This window comes from Opitutia bacterium (assembly GCA_016217545.1).
Lineage (GTDB): Bacteria > Verrucomicrobiota > Verrucomicrobiia > Opitutales > Opitutaceae > Didemnitutus.
Genome location: JACRHT010000012.1, coordinates 1,066,331 through 1,086,613, shown reverse-complemented (window position 1 = coordinate 1,086,613; position 20,283 = coordinate 1,066,331). Strand labels below are relative to the sequence as shown.

The 20,283-nt window shown below is 67.6% G+C and carries 11 protein-coding genes; 9 read left to right on the top strand and 2 right to left on the bottom strand.

Going from position 1 to position 20,283, the window contains the following annotated elements; genetic code table 11:
- Window positions 1-9: 9 nt before the first annotated feature.
- The 8 genes from HZA32_11605 (at window position 10) to HZA32_11570 (ending at window position 15,624) form a co-directional block, all read left to right on the top strand.
- Window positions 10-6,222: a hypothetical protein gene (locus tag HZA32_11605; GenBank protein ID MBI5424719.1), complete on the top strand. Its 6,213-nt coding sequence runs from the start codon at window positions 10-12 to the stop codon at window positions 6,220-6,222.
- A gap of 240 nt (window positions 6,223-6,462) precedes the next feature.
- Complete coding sequence (locus HZA32_11600; GenBank protein ID MBI5424718.1) at window positions 6,463-7,125, top strand: histidine kinase; 663 nt, start codon at window positions 6,463-6,465, stop codon at window positions 7,123-7,125.
- Window positions 7,122-7,919, top strand: a complete 798-nt coding sequence (locus tag HZA32_11595) for a response regulator transcription factor (protein MBI5424717.1) — start codon at window positions 7,122-7,124, stop codon at window positions 7,917-7,919. Before HZA32_11600 ends, HZA32_11595 begins: the two co-directional genes overlap by 4 nt.
- Before the next feature lie 163 nt (window positions 7,920-8,082).
- Window positions 8,083-11,031 carry a TonB-dependent receptor gene (locus tag HZA32_11590; protein ID MBI5424716.1) on the top strand — a complete coding sequence of 983 codons (2,949 nt, stop codon included), beginning with the start codon at window positions 8,083-8,085 and terminating at the stop codon, window positions 11,029-11,031.
- 257 nt (window positions 11,032-11,288) lie between these two features.
- Complete coding sequence (locus HZA32_11585) at window positions 11,289-12,968, top strand: transporter substrate-binding domain-containing protein (GenBank protein ID MBI5424715.1); 1,680 nt, start codon at window positions 11,289-11,291, stop codon at window positions 12,966-12,968.
- 241 nt (window positions 12,969-13,209) lie between these two features.
- A complete protein-coding gene (locus HZA32_11580) occupies window positions 13,210-13,512 on the top strand; it encodes a hypothetical protein (protein MBI5424714.1) in 303 nt (100 codons plus the stop codon).
- A 150-nt stretch (window positions 13,513-13,662) separates the two neighbouring features.
- Window positions 13,663-14,547 carry a DUF692 domain-containing protein gene (locus HZA32_11575; GenBank protein MBI5424713.1) on the top strand — a complete coding sequence of 295 codons (885 nt, stop codon included), beginning with the start codon at window positions 13,663-13,665 and terminating at the stop codon, window positions 14,545-14,547.
- A 3-nt stretch (window positions 14,548-14,550) separates the two neighbouring features.
- Window positions 14,551-15,624 (top strand): putative DNA-binding domain-containing protein, encoded by a 1,074-nt coding sequence (locus HZA32_11570; GenBank protein MBI5424712.1) that lies wholly within the window; start codon window positions 14,551-14,553, stop codon window positions 15,622-15,624.
- On the opposite strand, the gene HZA32_11565 is transcribed toward HZA32_11570, so the two are convergent.
- A complete protein-coding gene (locus tag HZA32_11565) occupies window positions 15,607-15,912 on the bottom strand; it encodes a hypothetical protein (GenBank protein MBI5424711.1) in 306 nt (101 codons plus the stop codon). The genes HZA32_11570 and HZA32_11565 overlap by 18 nt on opposite strands.
- A 276-nt stretch (window positions 15,913-16,188) precedes the next feature.
- On the opposite strand from HZA32_11565, the gene HZA32_11560 reads away from it, so the two are divergent.
- Window positions 16,189-17,607, top strand: coding sequence for a hypothetical protein (locus HZA32_11560; GenBank protein ID MBI5424710.1), 1,419 nt, complete (start codon window positions 16,189-16,191; stop codon window positions 17,605-17,607).
- 109 nt (window positions 17,608-17,716) lie between these two features.
- Here HZA32_11560 and HZA32_11555 read toward each other — a convergent pair whose 3' ends face one another.
- Complete coding sequence (locus tag HZA32_11555) at window positions 17,717-20,137, bottom strand: ABC transporter permease (GenBank protein MBI5424709.1); 2,421 nt, start codon at window positions 20,135-20,137, stop codon at window positions 17,717-17,719.
- Window positions 20,138-20,283 lie beyond the last annotated feature (146 nt).

The following is a 20,283-nucleotide window of genomic DNA, read 5'->3' as shown; positions in this document are numbered from 1 at the left end:
AGAACCAAGATGAAATCCAAACTGCTCAACCCGCTCCTGCGCGCCGCACTCCTGTGCTGGACCGCGCTGGTCCTCGCGCTGCCCTTCGCACGCGCCGTGGACAACACGAAGCCGCCCACCATCTGGGCGTTCAACATGTCCGGCTCCGGCACCATCAACGCCGGCGAATCCGTCGACCTCAACTGGTCCGTCAGCAACAACACCGAGACGCTCACGCTCTCGCCGGGCATCGGCAACGTCACCGGCACCACGTGGATCACGGTCAAACCCGAGGCGACCACGACCTACGTGCTCACCGCGCGCAACGCCGCCGGCGCCGTCACGAAGAGCCGCAAGATCACCGTGATCGTGCCGCCCGCGATCACGTCCTTCACCGCCACGCCGCAGAGCATCGCGCCCGGACAATCGGCGCGCCTCGCCTGGTCCGCCCCCGGCGCGACGTATTACTACATCTCCGCCGACAACGGCAGCGATCCCGGCCGCTTCTTCACCACGAGCACCACCGTGCGCCCGCGCGCCACGACGACCTACACGCTCACCGCCTACAATCCCGCCGGCTCCACCACGCGCACGCTCACGCTGCCCGTCGGCACGGTCGGCGCGAAGCCGGTCATTTCCTCCTTCACCGCCACGCCCGCGTCCGTGACTCAGGGTGATGTCACGACGCTGGCGTGGGCGGTGTCCGGCGCCACCTCGCTCGCCATCTCGCCCGATGTCGGCGCGGTCACCGGCAACAGCGTCTCCGTGACGCCCGCCTCGAGCCGCACCTACACGCTCTCCGCCACCAACGCGAACGGCACCACCACGCGCACTGTCAACGTCACCGTCACGCCGCGTCCGCTGCCGCTCCCCGAGATCTCGTCGTTCACGGCTTCGCCCGCGGCGATCGTTCGCGGCCAATCCACCACGCTCGCCTGGGCCGCCACCGGCGCCGAGCGCGTCAGCATTTCCGGCCTCGGCGAAGTGACCGGCAACAGCGTCACCGTCTCGCCGCTTGCCGACACGACCTACATCCTCACCGCCACCAACGGCACCGGCTCGGTCACCCGCTCCGTCGCCGTCACCGTCGCCGCCCCCGCGCCGACGATCGGCCAATTCAACGCGACCCCCTCCTCCATCATTCGCGGCGGCAGCGCCACGTTGAGCTGGTCCGTCAGTGACGCCGCTCGCGTCACCATCTCCGGCCTCGGCGACGTCACCGGCAACAGCGTCACTGTTTCCCCGACGCAGACGACGACCTATACGCTCACCGCCACCAACGAGACCGGCACCGCCACCGCGGCGGCCACCGTCACGGTCAGCGCCCCGGCCCCCGTCATCGCCAACTTCACCGCGACCCCCGCCGCCATCATCCGCGGCGACAGCACCACGCTGAGCTGGTCCGTCAGCGACGCCGCTCGCGTCACCATCTCCGGCCTCGGCGATGTCACCGGCAACTCCATCTCCGTCTCGCCCACGCAGACGACGACCTACGTCCTCACCGCGACCAATGAGTCCGGCTCGGTCACCGCTTCCCAGACCGTGACCGTCGCCGCTCCGGCCCCGGTCATCGCCAGCTTCAACGCCAACCCGGCGGACATCCTCATCGGCGGTTCGACCACGCTGAGCTGGTCCGTCAGTGACGCCGCTCGCGTCACCATCTCCGGACTCGGCGATGTCACCGGCAACAGCGTCACCGTTTCGCCGACGCAGACGACGACCTACACGCTCACCGCCAGCAACGAGTCGGGCAGCGCCTCCGCCTCGACCACCGTCACGGTCACCGTGCCCGCGCCGACGATCGAGTCGTTCACGGTCACGCCCTCCCCGCTCACGCGCGGCCAGTCCGCCACGCTCGCGTGGAACGTCACTGGCGCTGACCGCGTCAGCATCTCCGGTCTCGGCGACGTGACCGGCAACTCCGTCAGCGTCTCGCCCACGGAGAGCACCAGCTACACGCTCACCGCCACCAACGCCGGCGGCTCCGTCTCGCGCACCGTCTCGCTCGTCGTGCGCGCGCCCGCCCCGGTCATCCACTCCTTCAACGCCACGCCCGCGATCATCGAACGCGGCGCCTCGACCACGCTCAGCTGGTCGGTCGAAAACGGCGAAGTGATCTCCATCGCAGGCCTCGGCGTCGTCAGCGGCACGAGCGTCGCCGTCTCGCCCGCGAGCACCACGAGCTACACGCTCACCGTCAGCAACGAGTCTGGCAGCGTGTCCTCCACGACGCAGGTTACGGTCAACGTCCCGCCGCCGTTCATCCAGGCGTTCCAAGTCTCGCCGACGACGATCACCCAGGGCGAAAGCGCGGAACTGACTTGGGCGGTCGATCGCGCCACGCGCGTCACCGTCGCCCCCGGCCTCGGCGAAGTCTCCGGCAACAGCGCGACCGTCTCGCCGAGCCAGACCACCACCTACACGCTCACCGCCGAGAATGACGGCGGCAGCGTCACGCGCTCGGTCACGCTCACGGTCAACCTCCCCGAGCCCGCGCCGACGATCAACGCCTTCACCGCCACGCCGACCTCCATCACGCTCGGCGCCTCCACCACGCTCGCGTGGGATGTCACCGGCGCCGCTTCCATCGCCATCACGGCCAGCCACGGCGCCAGCCCGGGCAACGTCACCGGCAACTCCCTCGTTGTCAGCCCGACGGTGAACACGACCTACACGCTCGCCGCCGCCAATCAGAACGGCGACGTCACCATTCGCAGCGTCGATGTCGTCGTCACGGCGCCCGTGCCCGTGATCAATTCCTTCACCGCGACACCGGCGAGCATCAGCCCCGGCACCAGCTCCACGCTGAATTGGTCCGTCACCGGCGCCACGCACGTCACCATCCTGGCCGACGTCGGCACCTCGCCCGGCAACGTCACCGGCACCAGCCTCTCCGTCTCGCCGACGCAGACCACGACCTACACCCTGACCGCCACCAATGACGGCAGCTCGGTCACGCGCACCGTCACCGTGACGGTCTCCGATCTGCCGCCGTTCATCGGCTCCTTTGTCTCGTGGCCCAACACCATCGAATACGGCCAGTCCACGAAACTCTACTGGGACGTCCGCGGCGCCGCGACGCTCGTCATCACCGCCGAGCGCGGCGCGAGCCCCGGCACCGTCACCGGCGCCCAAGGCAACGTCACCGTCACGCCTGTCGTCTCCACGCTCTACACGATGGTCGCGACGAGCCCCGGCGGCGCCGTCACACGCTCCGTCACGCAGGTCACCGTCAACGCCGCCCCGCCGCCGCCCGTGCCGGTGATCGAGGCGTTCGCCGCCAACCCGTCCACCATCAATCGCGGCGATTCCGCGACGTTGAACTGGTCCGTCACCGCGGCCGACACGCTCTCGATCTCGCCCGGCATCGGCGCCGTCACCGGCAACAGCGTCACGGTGAACCCGACGCAGACGACCACCTACACGCTCACCGCGCAGAACCAATACGGCCCCGCCACGCGCAGCGTCACGCTCAACGTCACGCAGCCCGCGCCGCCGACGATCAACTCGTTCACCGCCAACCCGGGCACGATCCCGCTCGGCGGCAGCACGACACTCAACTGGAACATCACCGGCGCCACCGAAGTCAGCATCGCCGCCGACGTCGGCGCGAGCCCGGGCGTCGTCACCGGCAACAGCGTCACCGTCACGCCGGCTGAGGACACCATCTACACGCTCACCGCGCGCAACCAATACGGCCAAGTAACGCGCACCTATCCGGTCGTCGTCACCGGCCCGACCGCGCCCGTGATCGCCTCGTTCACCGCGTCGCCCGCGTATTTGGAGAACGGCTCCGGCGCGAGCGCCACGCTCTCCTGGAACGTCTCCGGCGCCGACACGATCAGCATCGCCGCCGATCAAGGCGCGAGCCCCGGCGTCGTCACCGGCACGAGCCTCAGCGTCACGCCGACGCAGACCACCGTTTACACGCTCAGTGCGCAGAACGGCGTCGGCACCACCACGATGACGACCACCGTCATCCTCTACACGCCCGGCGACGGCAGCGTCGCTCACCCGCGCGTGTGGCTCACGCCCGCACTCGTCGAGCAGCTCGCCGCCCGTGCCCGCGCCAATGATCCGGCGTGGATCGCGCTGCGCAACGCCTGCGATCAATGGGCCACGATGCCCGTGCGCTGGCCCGACGAGTCGTCCGCCACCGGCACGATCAACGGCGGTTACCAATACTACGACTACTACCGCCCGATGGCCGACCTCGCGCTCGGCTTCCAAGTCGCCGCGCAGATCGATCCCACCCGCGCCGCCGCCTACGGCGCCAAGGGCCGCGAACTGCTCTTGAAGATGTCCGACCCCGTGCGCCACGGCCGCCCGTCCACCGACTCCGGCTGGAGCATCCGCGCCTACGTGCCCGCGCTCGCGCTCGGCTACGACTGGCTCTACCCGATCCTCACCAACTCGGATCGCGCGCAGGTGTTCTCCGAGATCAACCGTTGGGTCGAGTGGTATGACGAGAGCGGCTTCAGCCGCACCTTCCCCGTCGGCAATTACTTCGCCGGCTACTACGCCGCCAAGGGTCTCGGCGCTCTCGCCACCGAAGGCGACAACCCGAAGGCCGAGGCCATGTGGAACGACTGGCTCAACCGCCTGCACTTCAGCATGGTCGTGCCATATCACCAGGCCTGGCTCACCGGCGGCAGCGCCACCGACGGCTGGAACTACGGTCCGAACGAGACGCTCAACATGGTGCGTCCGCTCGTCGCCGCCCTCACCGCCAAAGGCCTCGATCTGATCAACCACCCGCAGCACCCGTTCGTCTATCCGAACGGCCACGCGCGCTGGATGACGCACTTCACCTGGCCCGACCTCACGTCGGTCATGGATCGCGGCTTCCTCTACGCCGGCTCGAATCCCACACCGGCCTCCGCCGCCTGGGCCACGCAATACGCCGGCCTGCTCCGCAGGGCCAACGGCGCCGACGCGCCCATCGCGCAGCAATACGCGCTCGACCTCCGCGCGCTCCCCAACCGCGACCGCGGCGAGCCGTGGGCCGAGTTCCTGTTCTTCGACGCGGCCGCTCCCGCGCAAAACTACCGCACCGCCCTCAGCTACCGCACCGGCGGCGACGGTCAGGTCTCGATGCGCCAATCGTGGAACGCCGACACCGTGTTGGCCGCCTTCCAAGCCGGCCCCTACACCGGTTCGCCCGACTCCTCGGAAATGTTCTACGACCAGGGCGGCCTCACCATCCAGCGCGGCAACGTCCGCTTCGTCGTCAACGCCTGGGGCGAAATGCTCCGTCACACGCCCGGCACCAACGACGGCGAGGACCGCGACCCCGTCACCACCGAGCGTCCGTTCAACCAGCTCTACACCGAGCTCTACGGCGACTCCGTTCCCGAGGGCTACCGCCAGGCGCGCCGCCTCTTCAACACGTTCTACTCGCACCGCACCATCCGCGGCGAACTCGTCGGCTTCTTCAGCGAGATCGGCGTCGGCCCCGAGGCCGCGCACACCACGCTCTCGAAGTTCGAAGAAGGCGGCCGCCACGTCATGATGCGCGCCACCAAGCTCGAGGACCTCTACTGGGACCCCGAGCCCATCGTGAAGTGGGAGCGCTCCGTCGTCTACGTGCGCCCGCAGGTCTTCGTGGTCTATGACCGCACCAAGATGTCCAGCGCCAGCGTCGACAACTGGATGTCGTGGACCATCGCCAACGGCCCCGAGCTCGTCTCGAACACGCCCGCCGCCACGGTCTTCAACGTCGTCGACCGCCGCGCCGCCTACGGTGGCAACCTCTACCGCGGCCGCATGACCGCGCTGCTGCCCGTCGGCCGCGTCGTCACGCCGGTGAACATGTTCAACCGCAACAAAGTTCACCGCATGGAAATCCGTCCCGGCACGCCCGCGACCGACACCACGTGGGTCACCGTGTTCGACGCCGCCGGCTCCGAGCTGACGGCCGGTAACGCCACCGCACTCGTCGCCTCCGCCGGCAACGTGACCGCGGGCGAGGTCGAGGGCGCGCACATCGCCGCTGCCTCCGGCAGCACGAACGCCGCGGTGCTCTTCAGCCGCACGGGCCTGCCCGTCGCCGGCGCGATCGAGTTCCGCGTGCCCAACGCCGCGACCTACGTCGTCCTCAACGACCTCACGCCCGGCGCCAGCTACGAAGTCGCGACGACGCTCGTGGACGGTCAGCTCTCCATCCGCGTCACCGCGGGCGGCAGCCGCACCGCCTCCGCCGAAGGCACGCTCGCCTTCGACGTCTCGCCGGCCGCTCCGTGAATTCGGGGGTGAAGGGCCGGGAGCCGATCTCCCGGCCCTTCATGACCCCAAAATCCGTATAACAAGTAGGCCACCATAACCATAACGCATCGGGGGCGATGCCGCCCGCTCGGCGCTCGCCCCCTTTTCTTGGTTTTGGCTCGGCTGGTTTCCCGGAGAAGCCGGCCCAACGGCAGCGCAGGCCGCGCACCGCCACGGCTCACCTCTTCGGTCCAACCATCACCCGATTTTCCGCGCCCTATGCCCCCCGCTCCCGCCCTGCTCCCGCCGGCCGTCTTGGACGGTTTCACGTTCAGCGCGCCAGGGACCGCCCCCGTAGCCGCCAGCACCGCCGCCGCCACGCGACCGGTCGCGCGCCTGCATGCGCACTTCCTTTTCAACGCGCTGCACGCCATCGGCACACTCGTCCGCCTCCAACGCAACGACGAGGCCGCACGCGCCATCTTCCACCTCGCCGAACTCGAACGCCATCTCGTCGAAAACGACGATCGCTCCTTCGTGCCGCTGTCGCAGGAGCTCGATCTCATCGAAATCTACCTCGGCTTCGAGCGCATCCGCTTCGGCGACAGCCTGCGCGTGCTCGTCGAGTGCGCGCCCGACGTGCGCGACGTGCGCGTGCCCAACCTGATCCTGCTCCCGCTGGTCGAGAACGCCGTGAAACACGGCATCGCCCGCCGCGCCGGCCAGGGCCGGGTCGAGATTTTCGCCGGGCGTCGCGACGGCGCCCTCTGCCTCGAGGTGCGCAACGACCCGCCGCTCCGCGACAAGGATGCCACCGGGCTCTGCTACGGCCAGCGCGCCACGCGCGAACGCCTCGCCGCGCTCTACGGCGAGCGCGCCTCCTTCACTTTCACCGCACACCCACCGCACGGCATCGTCGCCACATTGCGGCTCCCCGAATGAGTCCGCTCAACGTCCTCCTCATCGACGACGATCCCCTCGCCCGCGCCAACCTCTCCCGCCTGCTCGCTAGTGAACGCGACGTGTGCGTCGTGGGCGAAGCCGGCGACGGCGCCTCGGCCCTCTCGCTCCTCGCCACCGCCACGCTCGAACTCGCTTTCGTGGACGTGGAATTGCCCGACATGACCGGCTTCGGCCTGCTCGCTCGGTTGCCCGCGGCCCGCCGCCCCGCCATCGTCTTCACCACCGGCCACCGCGAGTTCGCGGCCGAGGCCTTCGAGATCCGCGCCCTCGATTACCTGCTCAAACCGTATACCGACGAGCGCTTCCACCGCGCCCTCGACCGCGTGCGCCGCGAGCTGCGCCAACCCGCCATCGAGACGATCGCCACGCAGCTGCACGGCCTTGTCCGCCGCCTCGATGGCCAGCCGTCAGGATTGTCCAATTCCCCCTTCATCGCGCCTCCGCCCGAAGCTCAATTCATGGCGAAGTCGGGCAACGACATCCACGTCTTCAAGCCCGACCAGATCAAGTGGATCGAGGCCCAGGGCGACTACCTGAAAATCCACAGCACGCTCGGCAATGCCCTCGTGCGCGAGACGATGAAGGGTTTCCTCGCACGCTCCACCCCCGGCGTTTTCCAGCGCGTGCACAAATCCGCGATCGTGAACCTCCGCTACGTCCGCCGGCTCGTGCCCCTGAACTCCGGCGACTACCGCCTCGAGCTCCACGACGGCACCCCCGTGCGCGTCAGCCGGAACTTCTTCAGCGGCCTCAAGGCCGCCCTCGCCCGCTGAGTCCCTTTCGTCGTGCGGCCGCGCAGGTTGTCCCGTCAACCCGCGCCGTATCGCCGTGCCATTGAGCGAATTTCCCTTCGCTCCAGCAAAGGGACCACCCTGCGGGCCTCCGTCAGTCGGGGGCGCCGCGACACACTAACACCCGATCAAACCCATGATCCAAATGAAACCATGCAAATCGCATGCGGCCCGCGCGCGCCTTCTCGGCCTGCGCCTGTCCGCACTGCTGGCGCTCCCCGCCCTGGCCTTCGGCCAGACGGGAACCTCCACCGGCAACGCCACCAAACAGGACGAGCCGTTGAAGCTCGATAAGTTCGTCGTCACCGGCTCGTTCATCCCGCAGGCCAGCTCCGAACCCATCGGGCCGGTGGCCGTTTTCACCGAAGCCGACATTCGCGCGACCGGCGCGTTCACGCCCATCCAGGCGCTGCGCAGCCTCCCGTCGTTCATCGGCAATCCGGGCGCGACTGAAAACGACTCCAACGGCGGCAGCGGCGCGACCGCCGTCAGCCTCCGCGGCCTCGGCGCCGGTCAGACGCTCGTGTTGGTCGATGGGCGCGTGACGCTCCAGTTCTCCAACATCCAGCTGCTCCCCATCGAAGCCATCGAGCGCGTCGAAGTGCTCCGCGACGGCGCGGGCGTCATCTACGGCTCCGCGGCCATCGGCGGCGCGGTGAACATCATCCTCAAGAAGAACTACAACGGCTCCGTGCTCGATATCTCCGCCGGCGCCGCCACGCGCACCCCGGGCGGTCGCGAGACCTACCAGGTCTCGTTCGCCACCGGCGTGGCCAACGACAAGACGAGCATCATCGTCACCGGCTCGATGTTCCACAACAGCACCATCTACGCGAACGAGCGCCCGAACAGCGCCCAGTCGGACAACCGTCCGCGCGGCGGCACCAACGGCGGTTCGCCCACCTTCCCGGGCGTCATCTCGCTCGGCGGCGCGCCGAAGATTCTGCGTCCGGACTTCCCGACGAATGCCACCCCCACGCCGGCTGACTACATCTCGATGGACACGAACGGCTTCAGCTCCAACCAGCTGTTCAACTTCCGCAACTACTCGCCGTCCGCCCCTGGCCAGGACCGCAATTCCTTCATGGTCCAGATCGACCACGACATCGCGGGCGACAAGCTGAAGCTCTTCGGTAGCATGCTGTATTCGCGCCTCCTGACGCTCAACGGCCTCGCTCCCGCGCCGTTCGCCCTCGACGAGGATCCCGCCGGCCCCTCCGTCGGCAGCCTCACGTCCTTCGGCCCCTACAATCAGGGCATCCTCAACCCCGCGAACGGCGATTTCTTCCGCTATCGCTCCGTCGAGCTGGGCAACCGCACCAACGAGCAGACCTACACGGACTACCGTTGGCAGGTCGGCCTCCGCGGCCAGATTAACGACAAGTGGAACTGGGAAGCTGCGATGACCACCGAGCGCGAAGACTTCGAGCAAATCGACGCCGGCGTCCCCTCGCTCCCGCTCCTCGACGAGGAAGTCGCCGCGGGTCGCTTCAATCCGTTCGCCCCGGCCTTCTCCAAGGGCACCGCCACCATCGGCGGCCAAACCTACACGTGGGACAACGCGCAAGCGCTCAAGGATTCCGAGATCCACGCCCGTCAGACCACCTACACCCGCAATCGCTTCTACGATTTCCGCGTCACCGGCTCCCTATTCGAGCTGCCCGGCGGCGACGTCGGCGTCGCGGCCGGCTACGAAACCTACAGCACCAAGATCAAATTCGATCCGGATGACCTCTACGCCTCCGGCAGCGTGCTCGGCCTGAACTCGTTCTCGGACTCCTTCTCCAAGGCCGACAGCAAGTCCTACTTCGCGGAAGTCAAAGTGCCCATCGTCGGCGCCAACAACCGCCGCCCCTTCATCCACAGCCTCACGCTCGGCGCCCTCGCGCGTCATGAGACCCAGGAGGTCAGCAGCGACAATCCTCGCGAGCGCCGCCCCGAGTTCTCCAAGGTCAACCCCAGCGTGAATCTCCACTGGGCCCCGACGAACGACTGGCTCGTCCGCACCAGCTGGAGCAAGGGCTTCCTCGCGCCGGCCGCCGGCCTCATCTTCGGCACCCCGGGCACCAGCAATCCGAGCATCGTCGACCCGCTCGGCTTCCCTTACACGGCGCAGACCACGATCGTCATCAAGACCAACCCGGACCTGAAGCCCGCCACCTCCGAAGCTCACTCCTTCGGCATCGTCGGCACGCCCCGCAATCTCCTGAAGGGCTTCAACTTCTCGGTCGACTTCTACGCCATCGAAGTCTCCGGCATCATCGCCAACAACGCCAAGGCCATCCTCGCCGCCAACGCGGCCGGCCAAGGCCCCGGCTTCAAGCCGGGCGACGCGTCGACCATCAACCCGAACGCTCCCTACGCGAACCTCATCCGCCGCTCCGCCAACGGCCGCCTCAACAGCAACGGCAACTTCGGCGCCGACGGTCGCGGCGCGGTGCTCTCCGACTACCTCAACATCGCGTCCCGCAAGGTCGAGGGCCTCGAATACACCGCCACCTACGTGCACACCACGCAGGACTGGGGCCGCTTCAAGTTCACCGCCGCGGCCAACCAAATGCTGACCTTCGACCAGACGTCCGCCCCGGGCCTGCCGAAGGAAAGCTATCTCGGCAAATTCGTGAGCACCTCCGGCGACCCGATCTCCCCCGGCTCGATCCCGCGCTGGAAGGGCAACTTCGGCGTCAACTGGCAGTGGCAGAACTGGACGACCAACCTGACGTTCAACTACATCCACTCCTATCAGGATGACCCGCTCTTCGTCCTCTCCCCGAAGATGAAGGCGTTCTTCGATGCCAAGACCCCGCTCACCGATCCCGCCTACGCCGCCTTCCTCGCGGCCCCGGCCTCGGTCGAGCCCAAGGTCGGAGGCTACCGCCGCATCGCCGCCTGGAAGTCGTTCGATCTCCAAACCACCTACAGTTTCAAGAGCGACAATCTGTTCCTCAAGGGGCTCGATGTCACCGTCGGTGCGACGAACCTCTTCGACAAGCTCGCTCCGTTCGCCGCAGGTGCGTTCAACGACAGCTACGACACGCGCGTCCACAACAACGTCGGCCGCTTCGTCTACGTCCAGCTGCGCAAGGAATTCTAATCTTCGGGTGAAAACCTGAATCCTCTCACGGCCCTGCCCTCGACGGACAGGGCCGTTTTCTTTTCCGCGGCGGGCCCAGCCGCGTTTTTCCTGTCACTCCTGACCGCCGAAAAGCGTATCCTCTACTGAGAAGGCACGCTCTTGTCCGCGGCCCAGTGGGTCTCCTTCCGCCCAAGTCGACGCTGCACGCGTCACCGCGGAGAACCAGTCGCCTTCTTTCGCCCCCTCGGTCACCCTCTCCTCCCCCTTCCCGACCGGTGAAAACTCCGTTCGAGCGCCTGTGCGCACTCCTGTTCTGTCTCATCGCTTCGACGCCGTGCTTGGCCGCGCCATCCGCCGGCATCCTCCTCTCCCCCGCCGAGCAGGCGTGGATCGCCCAATACCCCGTCGTCCGCGTCGGCCATCTTGACGGCGCCGCGCCGTATTTTGTCCGCGACAGCCGCGGCGAAGCCTCCGGCTTGAACGTCGACTACCTCGCGCTCATCGCCGAGCGCACCGGGCTGCGCTTCGAGCACACCGCCGATCGCGTGTGGTCCGATATCTTCACCCGCGCCGAGGACGGTCGTCTCGACATCGTGGCGGGGATCGGCCGCACGTCCGCGCGCGAGCGCAGCCTGCTCTTCGGCCAGCCGTTCCTCTTTTCCCCCGACGTCATCGTCACCCGCGTGCACTCGCCCGTGCTCGTCGACATGCGCCAGCTCGACGGCTTGCGCGTCGGCATGTCGCGCTCCAGCCCGCCGATCGCCCGCGCCCCCGGAGCGCAGATCGTCGGCTTCGACAACATGCGCGATGCCATCCGCGCCGTGGCCCGCGGACAGGTCGACGCCGCCATGGTCGATGCCCTCGTCGCCATGCACGCCATCAAGGCGGACGGACTTTCCAACGTGAACATCGGCGTCATCTACGACGAAAACGCCGACGTCTACCTCGCCACCACCCGACGCCACCCCCTGCTCTCCTCGATCATCGACAAGGCCCTCGCCTCGATCACGCCCGCAGAGCACCGCCGCATCCGCGACCGCTGGCTCTCCGTCGACTACGCCCAGGACCGCTGGTGGCTCATGGCCTTCCGCGCGGCCTTCGCGTGGGCCGCGTTCCTCACCGCCCTGGCCCTGCTGTTCTTCCTCCAGCGCCGCCGCCTCGCCCGCGAACTCGCGGAACGCCGCCGCATTCAGCAACAACTCGAAGAGGTGCGCGACCGCCTCGCCGCCGCCAGCGAGGAGAAATCGGAACTCATGCGCATGCTCGCGCACGATCTCCGCAATCCGCTCGCCTCCTTCGTCATGGGCGCGAACCTCCTGCACGTCGGCGGCCTCTCGCGCGAACAAGCCTCCGTGGTCGACGGCCTGCGCTTCAACGCCGCCAACATGACCCGCCTCATCGACGACCTCATGGACGCCGACGTCATCGAGTCCGGCCACCGACGCCTGCGCTTCACCTCGATCGATCTCACCCGCACCCTCGCGCAGGCCCGCGACGCCTTCCTCGAAACGGCGGGCGCCAAGGCACTCCAGCTTCGCTACCTTCCGCCCTCACAGCCCGTCTTCGTCGTGACCGACGAAGGCGCGCTCCGGCAGGTCGTCGACAACCTCCTTTCCAACGCCGTCAAATACTCGCCGCCCGGCCGCATCATCCACCTCACCCTTCAGGCCGAAGCCGGCAAGGCGACGATCGCGGTCGCCGACCAAGGCCCCGGCCTCGCGCCGCGCGATATCGAGCTGCTCTTCCGGAAATTCGCCCGCGGCCCCGCCCGCCCCACCGGCGGCGAAAAGAGCATCGGCATCGGTCTGTGGATCGTGAAACAGGTGACCGCCGCGCTCGGAGGTGAAGTCCGCTGCGAAAGCCAGCTTGGCGAAGGCACACGGTTCATCGTCGTGCTCCCGCTCATCGGGCCCGCCCCCGCACCGCCTTTCGTGGCACAGAGCGCCAGCCGTTGACCCGGCCCCACCGGCCACGTCGCCACACCCGCGAAGCTCCTCGCCCCAATCCAGCGCTTGGTCGCAAAGCCCTCGGCCTGCGCCCCGCGCGGGGCCTCGATGCGTCCATTCCCGGACCCCCGCCGTAATTTTCGGGAATATCTTCCGACCTCCCAGCTCCCACCCGCCATACTCCACGTCTTTCCCGAACGCTGCGGCACAGTGCCGCGACGCTCCTGAAATCAACCCCCGTATCACTGACATGAACAAATCCACCCGCACCATCATCGCCGCCGCCGCCATCGCCGGCCTCTACGCCGGAGCCCTCGCCCTGAAGGCCTCCGCTTCCACCAACGTCAACGCCGGCACCCAGATCGTCGGCGACGAAAAGGGCAAAGACTCCTGCAAGGGCAAGGACGGCTGTAAGGGTAAAGACGGCTGCAAGGGCAAGGAGTCCTGCAAAGGCAAGGACGGCTGCAAAGGTAAGGACGGCTGCAAGGGTAAGGATGGCTGCAAGGCCAAGGACGATAAGAAGGACGACAAGAAGTCCGAGCCGGCCAAGTAAGCCGCGCCGCGCCGGGTGGATCTGATCCGGCTTTTTTAGTGTGTGTGTTCACGGAGGCCGACGCCCACGCGTCGGTCTCTGTTTCTTCGGAAGGTTTGCTTCGCCCTGCCCCCGCGCCACGCTCCGGGCGCAGCGCCAAGCCCGCTCTCCATGCCCGCCAACCCATTCAACGGCTACACCGACTACGGCATCGGCATCGGCCTGCGCGTCCCGCACTACGACCACATCCTCTCGGAGAAACCGACCGTCGACTGGTTCGAGATCATCTCCGAGACGTTCATGGTCGACGGCGGCCGCCCGCTCGAGGTCCTCGATCGCATCCTCGCCCAATACAAAGTCGTCCAGCACGGCGTGTCGCTCTACCTCGGCTCGACCGACTTCCCGAATCGCGACCACCTGAAGAAACTCAAGGCGCTCACCAAGCGCACGAAGACGCCCTGGATTTCCGATCACCTCTGCTGGGGCAGCGTCGACGGCACCGTCTCGCACGATCTGCTGCCGATGCCCTACACCATCGCCGCCGCCAAGCACGTCGCCGCCAACATCCGCTACACGCGCGACTACCTCGAACTGCCCGTCGCCGTCGAAAACGTCAGCTCCTACACCGAGTTCCACGCCTCCGAGATGACCGAGTGGGAATTCCTCACCGAGGTCGTCGAGCGCGCCGATTGCGGAATCCTGCTCGACGTAAACAACATCTACGTCTCGTCGAAGAACCACAGCTTCGACCCCTACGATTACCTGAACAACATCCCGCACCACCGCGTCGCGCAGATGCACGTCGCCGGTCACACGAAGTTCGAGAAATACATCCTCGATACCCACGACCATCCCGTGCTCGACCCGGTGTGGAAAATGTATGCGCACGCCACCAAACTCTGCGGCGTCACCGCCACGCTGCTCGAGTGGGACGACAAGATTCCCTCCTTCCAGGAAGTGCACGACGAAGCCCTGAAGGCCAACGCCTACATCGCCGAAGCCCGCGCCGCGCAAAGCAGAGGTAGGGCGCGACCGCTGGGCGCGCCGCGAAAGTAACTCATGCCCCGTGCGCCCAAAGTAGGGCCGGTCTCCGACCGGCCGAAAAAACCCCCGCATCTCGCCGGCCACGCGCCTCTCGCCGCATCCGCGCCAGACCGCTCAAAGCCCGCCGCGAGCCCGCCGACCAAGGCAGGCCGGTCGGAGACCGGTCCCACCCTCTCCGCCCGCTCGCGCGCCGAGCTGCGCGCGCTCCAGCGCGCCACGCTCGCCGTCGTGATGAACCCGCTCACACGCGCCAACCGCACCGCGCCGCGCCTGCGCGACGGCCGCGCCACGAAGTCCGCCGTCGCCGCCATCGCCAAGCCGAACGACCGCCTCACCGCCTTCGAGCGTCTCGAAATCTACAACCGCATGTATTGGTTCCGCGTGCTCGACAGCCTGCACGAGGACTGCCCCGGCCTGCGCGCCGCGCTGGGCGAACGGAAATTCATGCGCCTCGCCGAGGCGTTCCTCCAGAAGCACCCGTCGAAATACTGGACGCTCCGCGACCTGCCTCAGCGCCTCGCCGACTTCATCCGCCGCACGCCGCGTCTGACCGCGCCGCACACCGCGCTGTGCGAAGACATCGCGCGCTTCGAGTGGGCGCAGGTCGAAGTCTACGACGGCGCCGCGCGTCCCGTGTTCACCGTCGACGACCTGCTCGACTCCGATCCCGCGAAACTCCGCCTCTCGCTCCAGCCCTATCTGCAACTGCTCGAGCTGCGCTATCCGGTCGACGACTACCTCATCGCCATCCGCAAGCGCGAGGCGCTCCTCCGCGGCGACGCCTCGAACGCGCCGACCGCGCTACGCGTGCACGCCGATAGCAAGGCCCAGCGCCCACGCCGCGCACCGTGCCGCGTCGCCGTGCACCGTCACCACGGGAAAATCTACTTCAAGCGCCTCGAGCCCGCCGCCTTCAAGATTCTCGCCGCCATCCGCGCCGGCCAGCCGCTTGAACGCGCGCTCGCCGCCGGCATCCCGAAATCGCGGCGCCCGCGCGAAGATTGGGCCGCCACGGTGCAGAGCTGGTTCCGCAGCTGGATGGAGCTCGGTTGGTTTTGCCGGGGCGAACCGTCAGTTCGCGCACGCTGACTGCGTCAGCGAGGTCAACGCTTCCCGCAGCGCCTGCACCTTGAACGGCTTCGGCAGGATCCGCACCTGCGGCGACCGACTGGGCTGATCGACCAAATAGTGCGATTCCGAAAGCACGACCAACGCCGTCTCACCCAGTCGACGGTGGATCCGCGAGATTTCCGTTTCGCAGCGAGCGGCCTCCCACCCCGGGGCGATCACGACAACTTCGAATGGTCCCACCGGACTCTGCACCGCATCGTCGAGCAATCCGAATGCGTGCACCTCGTGCCCGAGGTGTTCGAGCACGACCGCGCAAGCACGACGGCAATCGTGATCGCTTTCGACAAGTCCGATACAAGCCATGAGGGGAAGAGGGGCTCTGCAGGAGCAGATCGTGCACGGGACGTTTTCCCGCACATGGCCCGATTTCTCCCGCCAACTTCCCGCATCATAGGGGAAAATTGCCCGGGCCACTATTCATCGTTTGGCGTCTTATAAGCACCTAACGACTGCGGCGGCCGGTCGCATCGGTGACCGCTTTCTGTTCGCCCATGGGGCAGGCGCATCCGTAGCTTCCGCCCCATGTTACCCCGCCTCCTCGCCACGCTCGCGGCCCTCGCGCTGGCTTTGCCGGCTCCCCGCGCCACCGAACTTTCCGCGCAGCAAAAAACCTGGCTCGCCTCCGCCCAACGCCACGAAAAGGCCGGGTGGATCTACCTCCACATCGAGGGCGAGCCGCGCGCTCGCGGCTTCCAGCACGGCTACCTGCTCGCGCGCGAGATCGCCGAAACCATGCGCGTCACCGCCGCGCAATGGGAGCACGACAGCAGCTTCGACTGGGCGTGGCTCAAGGAGCAGACCAACGGCTTCATCGGCGCCGGCGTCGACGCCGAAAATCGCGCCGAGCTGGAAGGCATCGCCGAAGGCATGAACGCCGCCGGCGTGCCCACCACCTACGACGACATCCTCGCCTACAACGCCTCGATCGAAACCACCGGCTACTGGTGGCCCGAAGTCGCGAGCAAGTTCTCCGGCAGCGCCACGGTCGTCACCGCGCCGAAGGAGATGTGCTCCGCCTTCATCGCGACCGGCAAGATGACGAAGGACGGCAAAATCGTCCTCGGCCACAACACCATGTCCGACTTCACGCTCGCGCTCTACAACGTCGTCCTCGACGTCGTTCCCGCGAAGGGCCACCGCATCCTCATGCAGACGCAGGCCGGCTGGATTCACAGCGGCACGGACTTCTTCGTCACCGACGCCGGCCTCGTCGGCTGCGAGACCACCATCGGCGGCTTCAAGGGCTTCACCGAAAAAGGCGTGCCGGAGTTCATCCGCTTCCGCCGCGCCGTGCAGGACGCCGGCTCGCTCGACGAATGGTGCGAGATCATGAAGCGCGGCAACAACGGCGGCTACGCCAACTCCTGGCTCGTCGGCGACATCAACACCAACGAGATCATCCGCCTCGAACTCGGCCTCAAATACATCGGCTTCGAGCGCACGAAAGACGGCTACTTCGTCGGCTCCAACATCGCCGAGAACCTGAAAATCCTCCGCCTCGAAACCGAGATGCACGACACCGACATCCGCCTCTCGCCCGTCGCGCGCCGCGTGCGCTGGAAGCAGCTCATGAAAGCCAACGTCGGCCAGATCGACCTCGCGAAGGCCAAGGAGTTCGAAGCCGACTGCGTCGACGCCTGCTTCAACACCGCCGACCGCCCCGCCGCGCTCGGCCTCAACGCCCGCGGCGATCTCGGCGCGCAATTCGTCAACCCGCACCGCGAGCCCTTCAAACCCGCCGGCACCTGCGACGCCAAGGTCGTCGACGCCGCGATGGTGAAGGAGATGCGCTTCGCCGCGCGCTGGGGTTCGGCCGACGGCCTCGCGTTCGACGCCGACAAATTCCTCGAAGCTCACCCGCAATACGACTGGATGACCGGCCTGCTGAAGAGCCGCCCGAGCCAGCCGTGGGTCGAGTTCCGCGCCGGCGAAAAGAACTGAACGGGATCGTGCAATAGGTGGGCGTCGTCGTCCCGACGACGCCTGTCGCCGCCGGGACGGCGGCGACCACCTTTACCTTCGAGCCCAAGCCCCGGGTCGCGCTCGCCGCCTACTCGTTCCGCAGCGCCACGACGGGATTCACGCGCAACGCCCGCAACGCCGGCACCAGCGTCGCGAACGCGCCCGCCGTCCCAAGCGCGAGCACCGTCGCGATGAACGTGCCCGGATCGCGCGGACTGACCGCGTAGAGAAAACCCGCCATCAGCTGCCCGGCGAAAAACGACACCCCGATTCCGAGCGCGAGGCCGAGTCCCACTTGCCAGCCGCTCTGCCGCAACACGAGCCCGAGCACATCCCGCGGCGTCGCCCCGAGCGCCACGCGCACGCCGATCTCCGACGTCCGTTGCGCCACCGAGTAGCTCATCACGCCGTAGAGCCCCACGCCCGCGAGCACGAGCGCCACCGCGCCGAACACGCCGAAAATCCAAGCAATGAGTCGTTTCGAGAAACGCGCCTCCTCCAACATCTGATCGAGCGTCTGCGCGAAGTAGATGGGCAAATCGTCGTTCAGGCTGCGCACCGTCTGCCGCAACACCGGCGCGAGTGCCGCCGCGTCGCCGCCGCGCGCCTTCGCCATCACCGTCATGCGCCGCACGTCGGTCGCCTGCGTGAACGGCACATAGGCCTGCGGCCCCGGCTGCGAGTTGAAACGGCCTTCCATGATCGGCGTCACCACGCCGACGACCGTCAGCCAATGCTCATCCTCGCCCGGCTTGCCCGCGCCGAGACGGAAACGCCGCCCGATCAGGCTTTGGTTGGGCCAGTATTTCTGCCCGAAAGCGGTGCTGACGATCGCCACGCGCGTCGACTCCGGCGCGTCCGCGTCGGTGAAATCGCGGCCCTGCAGCAGACCGATGCCGAGCGTGGAAAAGAAATGCGGCGCCACTGACTTCACGCTGGAGGCGAGCGGCGGCTTGCCCGCCGGCTCGGGTGCGCGGCCCTCGATGAGGATCGCCTGGCTGTTGTCCCACGTCGGCTGCATGTCGCTGAGCGTGAAATCCGCGATCTCCGACCGCTCGCGCAGCCGCTCGATCAGGCGGGCGAAAAACTGTTTCTGCTTCGCCACGTCGTCGAATTCGCGATCGAGCAGCGCCACGCGACCCGAGTAGACGCCCGCCGAGGTGAAGCCGGTCGGCAGCGATTGCGTCTGGATCACGCTGCGAATCGTCAGGCCGGACAACACGAGCAGCAGGCACGAGAGCGCCACCTCGCCGACGATCATCATCCGCGCGAAGCGCCCCACGCCCGCGCTGGTCGACCCGCGGCCGGCGTCCTTCAACACGGAGTTCAAATCCGGCCGCGAGTTCCGCCACGCCGGGTAGAGTCCGGCCAGCAAACACGCCGCGCCCGCGAGGCCGATCGCGTAGAGCAGCGCCGCGCCATCGAGGTCGAAATGCATCCAGTAGGGCGGATGCGCATCGACCACGGCGCGGCGGAAAAGCGCGAGGCTCCCCGCCGCGATGCCGCAACCGAGCGCCGCTCCCGCGAGCGAGAGCAGCATCGCCTCCGTGAGCAGCAGCCGCACCACGCGCGCCCGGCCCGCGCCGAGCGCGGCGCGCACCGCGAGTTCCTTCTCCCGCACGGACGAGCGCGCGAGGAGCAGGTTGCCGACATTCGCGCACGCGATGAGCATCACGAGCAGCACGGCGCCGAGCATGACCGCGAAAAGCTGCCGGTCCTCGTCGCCGGAGAAACGCTCAAACAAAGTCTGCGCCCCGAAGGTGATGCCGCGGTTCGTGTCCGCGTGGTCCTTGGCCAGTTGCGCCCCGAACGCCGCGATCTCCGCGCTTGCCTGCGCGAGCGTCACGCCGGGCTTCAGCCGGCCGAACACCGTCAGCGCGCGCTCGTCGCGTTTGTCCTTCAAGCGCAAGTCGCGCATCGGCACGAACGCCCCTCCATCCTCCGGAAACCGGAATCGCTCCGCCGCGACGCCCACCACCGTCGTCCACTCGCTGTTCACCTTGATCGATTGCCCGACGATCGCCGGGTCGGCCTTGAAGCGATTCGTCCACAGCGCGTGGCTCAACACGATCGTGGCGGGCGCGCCGGGTTTGTCGTCCTCCGCCGTGAACCAGCGCCCGAGCGCGAGCGGCCCCGGTAGCATCGCCATGCCGGCCGCCGACATCGCCGTGCCCGAGATCCGCTCCGGATCGCCGCCCGGACCGCTGAGCGTCGTGGTTCGATCCTCGTAGGCCGCGAGATCGACGAACGACCGTTGCACGCGCCGGAAATCCTCGAACTCGGCCCACGACATCCCGAAGCGATCGCGCGGCTGCGCTTCGTTGCGTCCCACCGCGGCGACGATGCGTCCCTGCTCCGGAAACGGCAGCCCGCGCCACAGGATGCCGTTGATGATGGAGAACATCGCGGTGTTAACCCCGATGCCGAGGCCGAGCGTGACGATGGCCACAACACAGAACAGCGGACTCTTCGCGAGAGTCCGCGCGGAAAGACGGAGGTCGGACAACATGGGGATCGTGGGTGTTGCAGGCACAACCCCGCCCCGCGTCCCCAAGTCGCAGCAAAATCCACCGCCGTTGAAACCGGAGCGTGGCCGCTCCTCGTTTTTCCCTCGCGCGGTGCACCCGCGTTTCGCCTGGAAAATAAAGCGGGTGA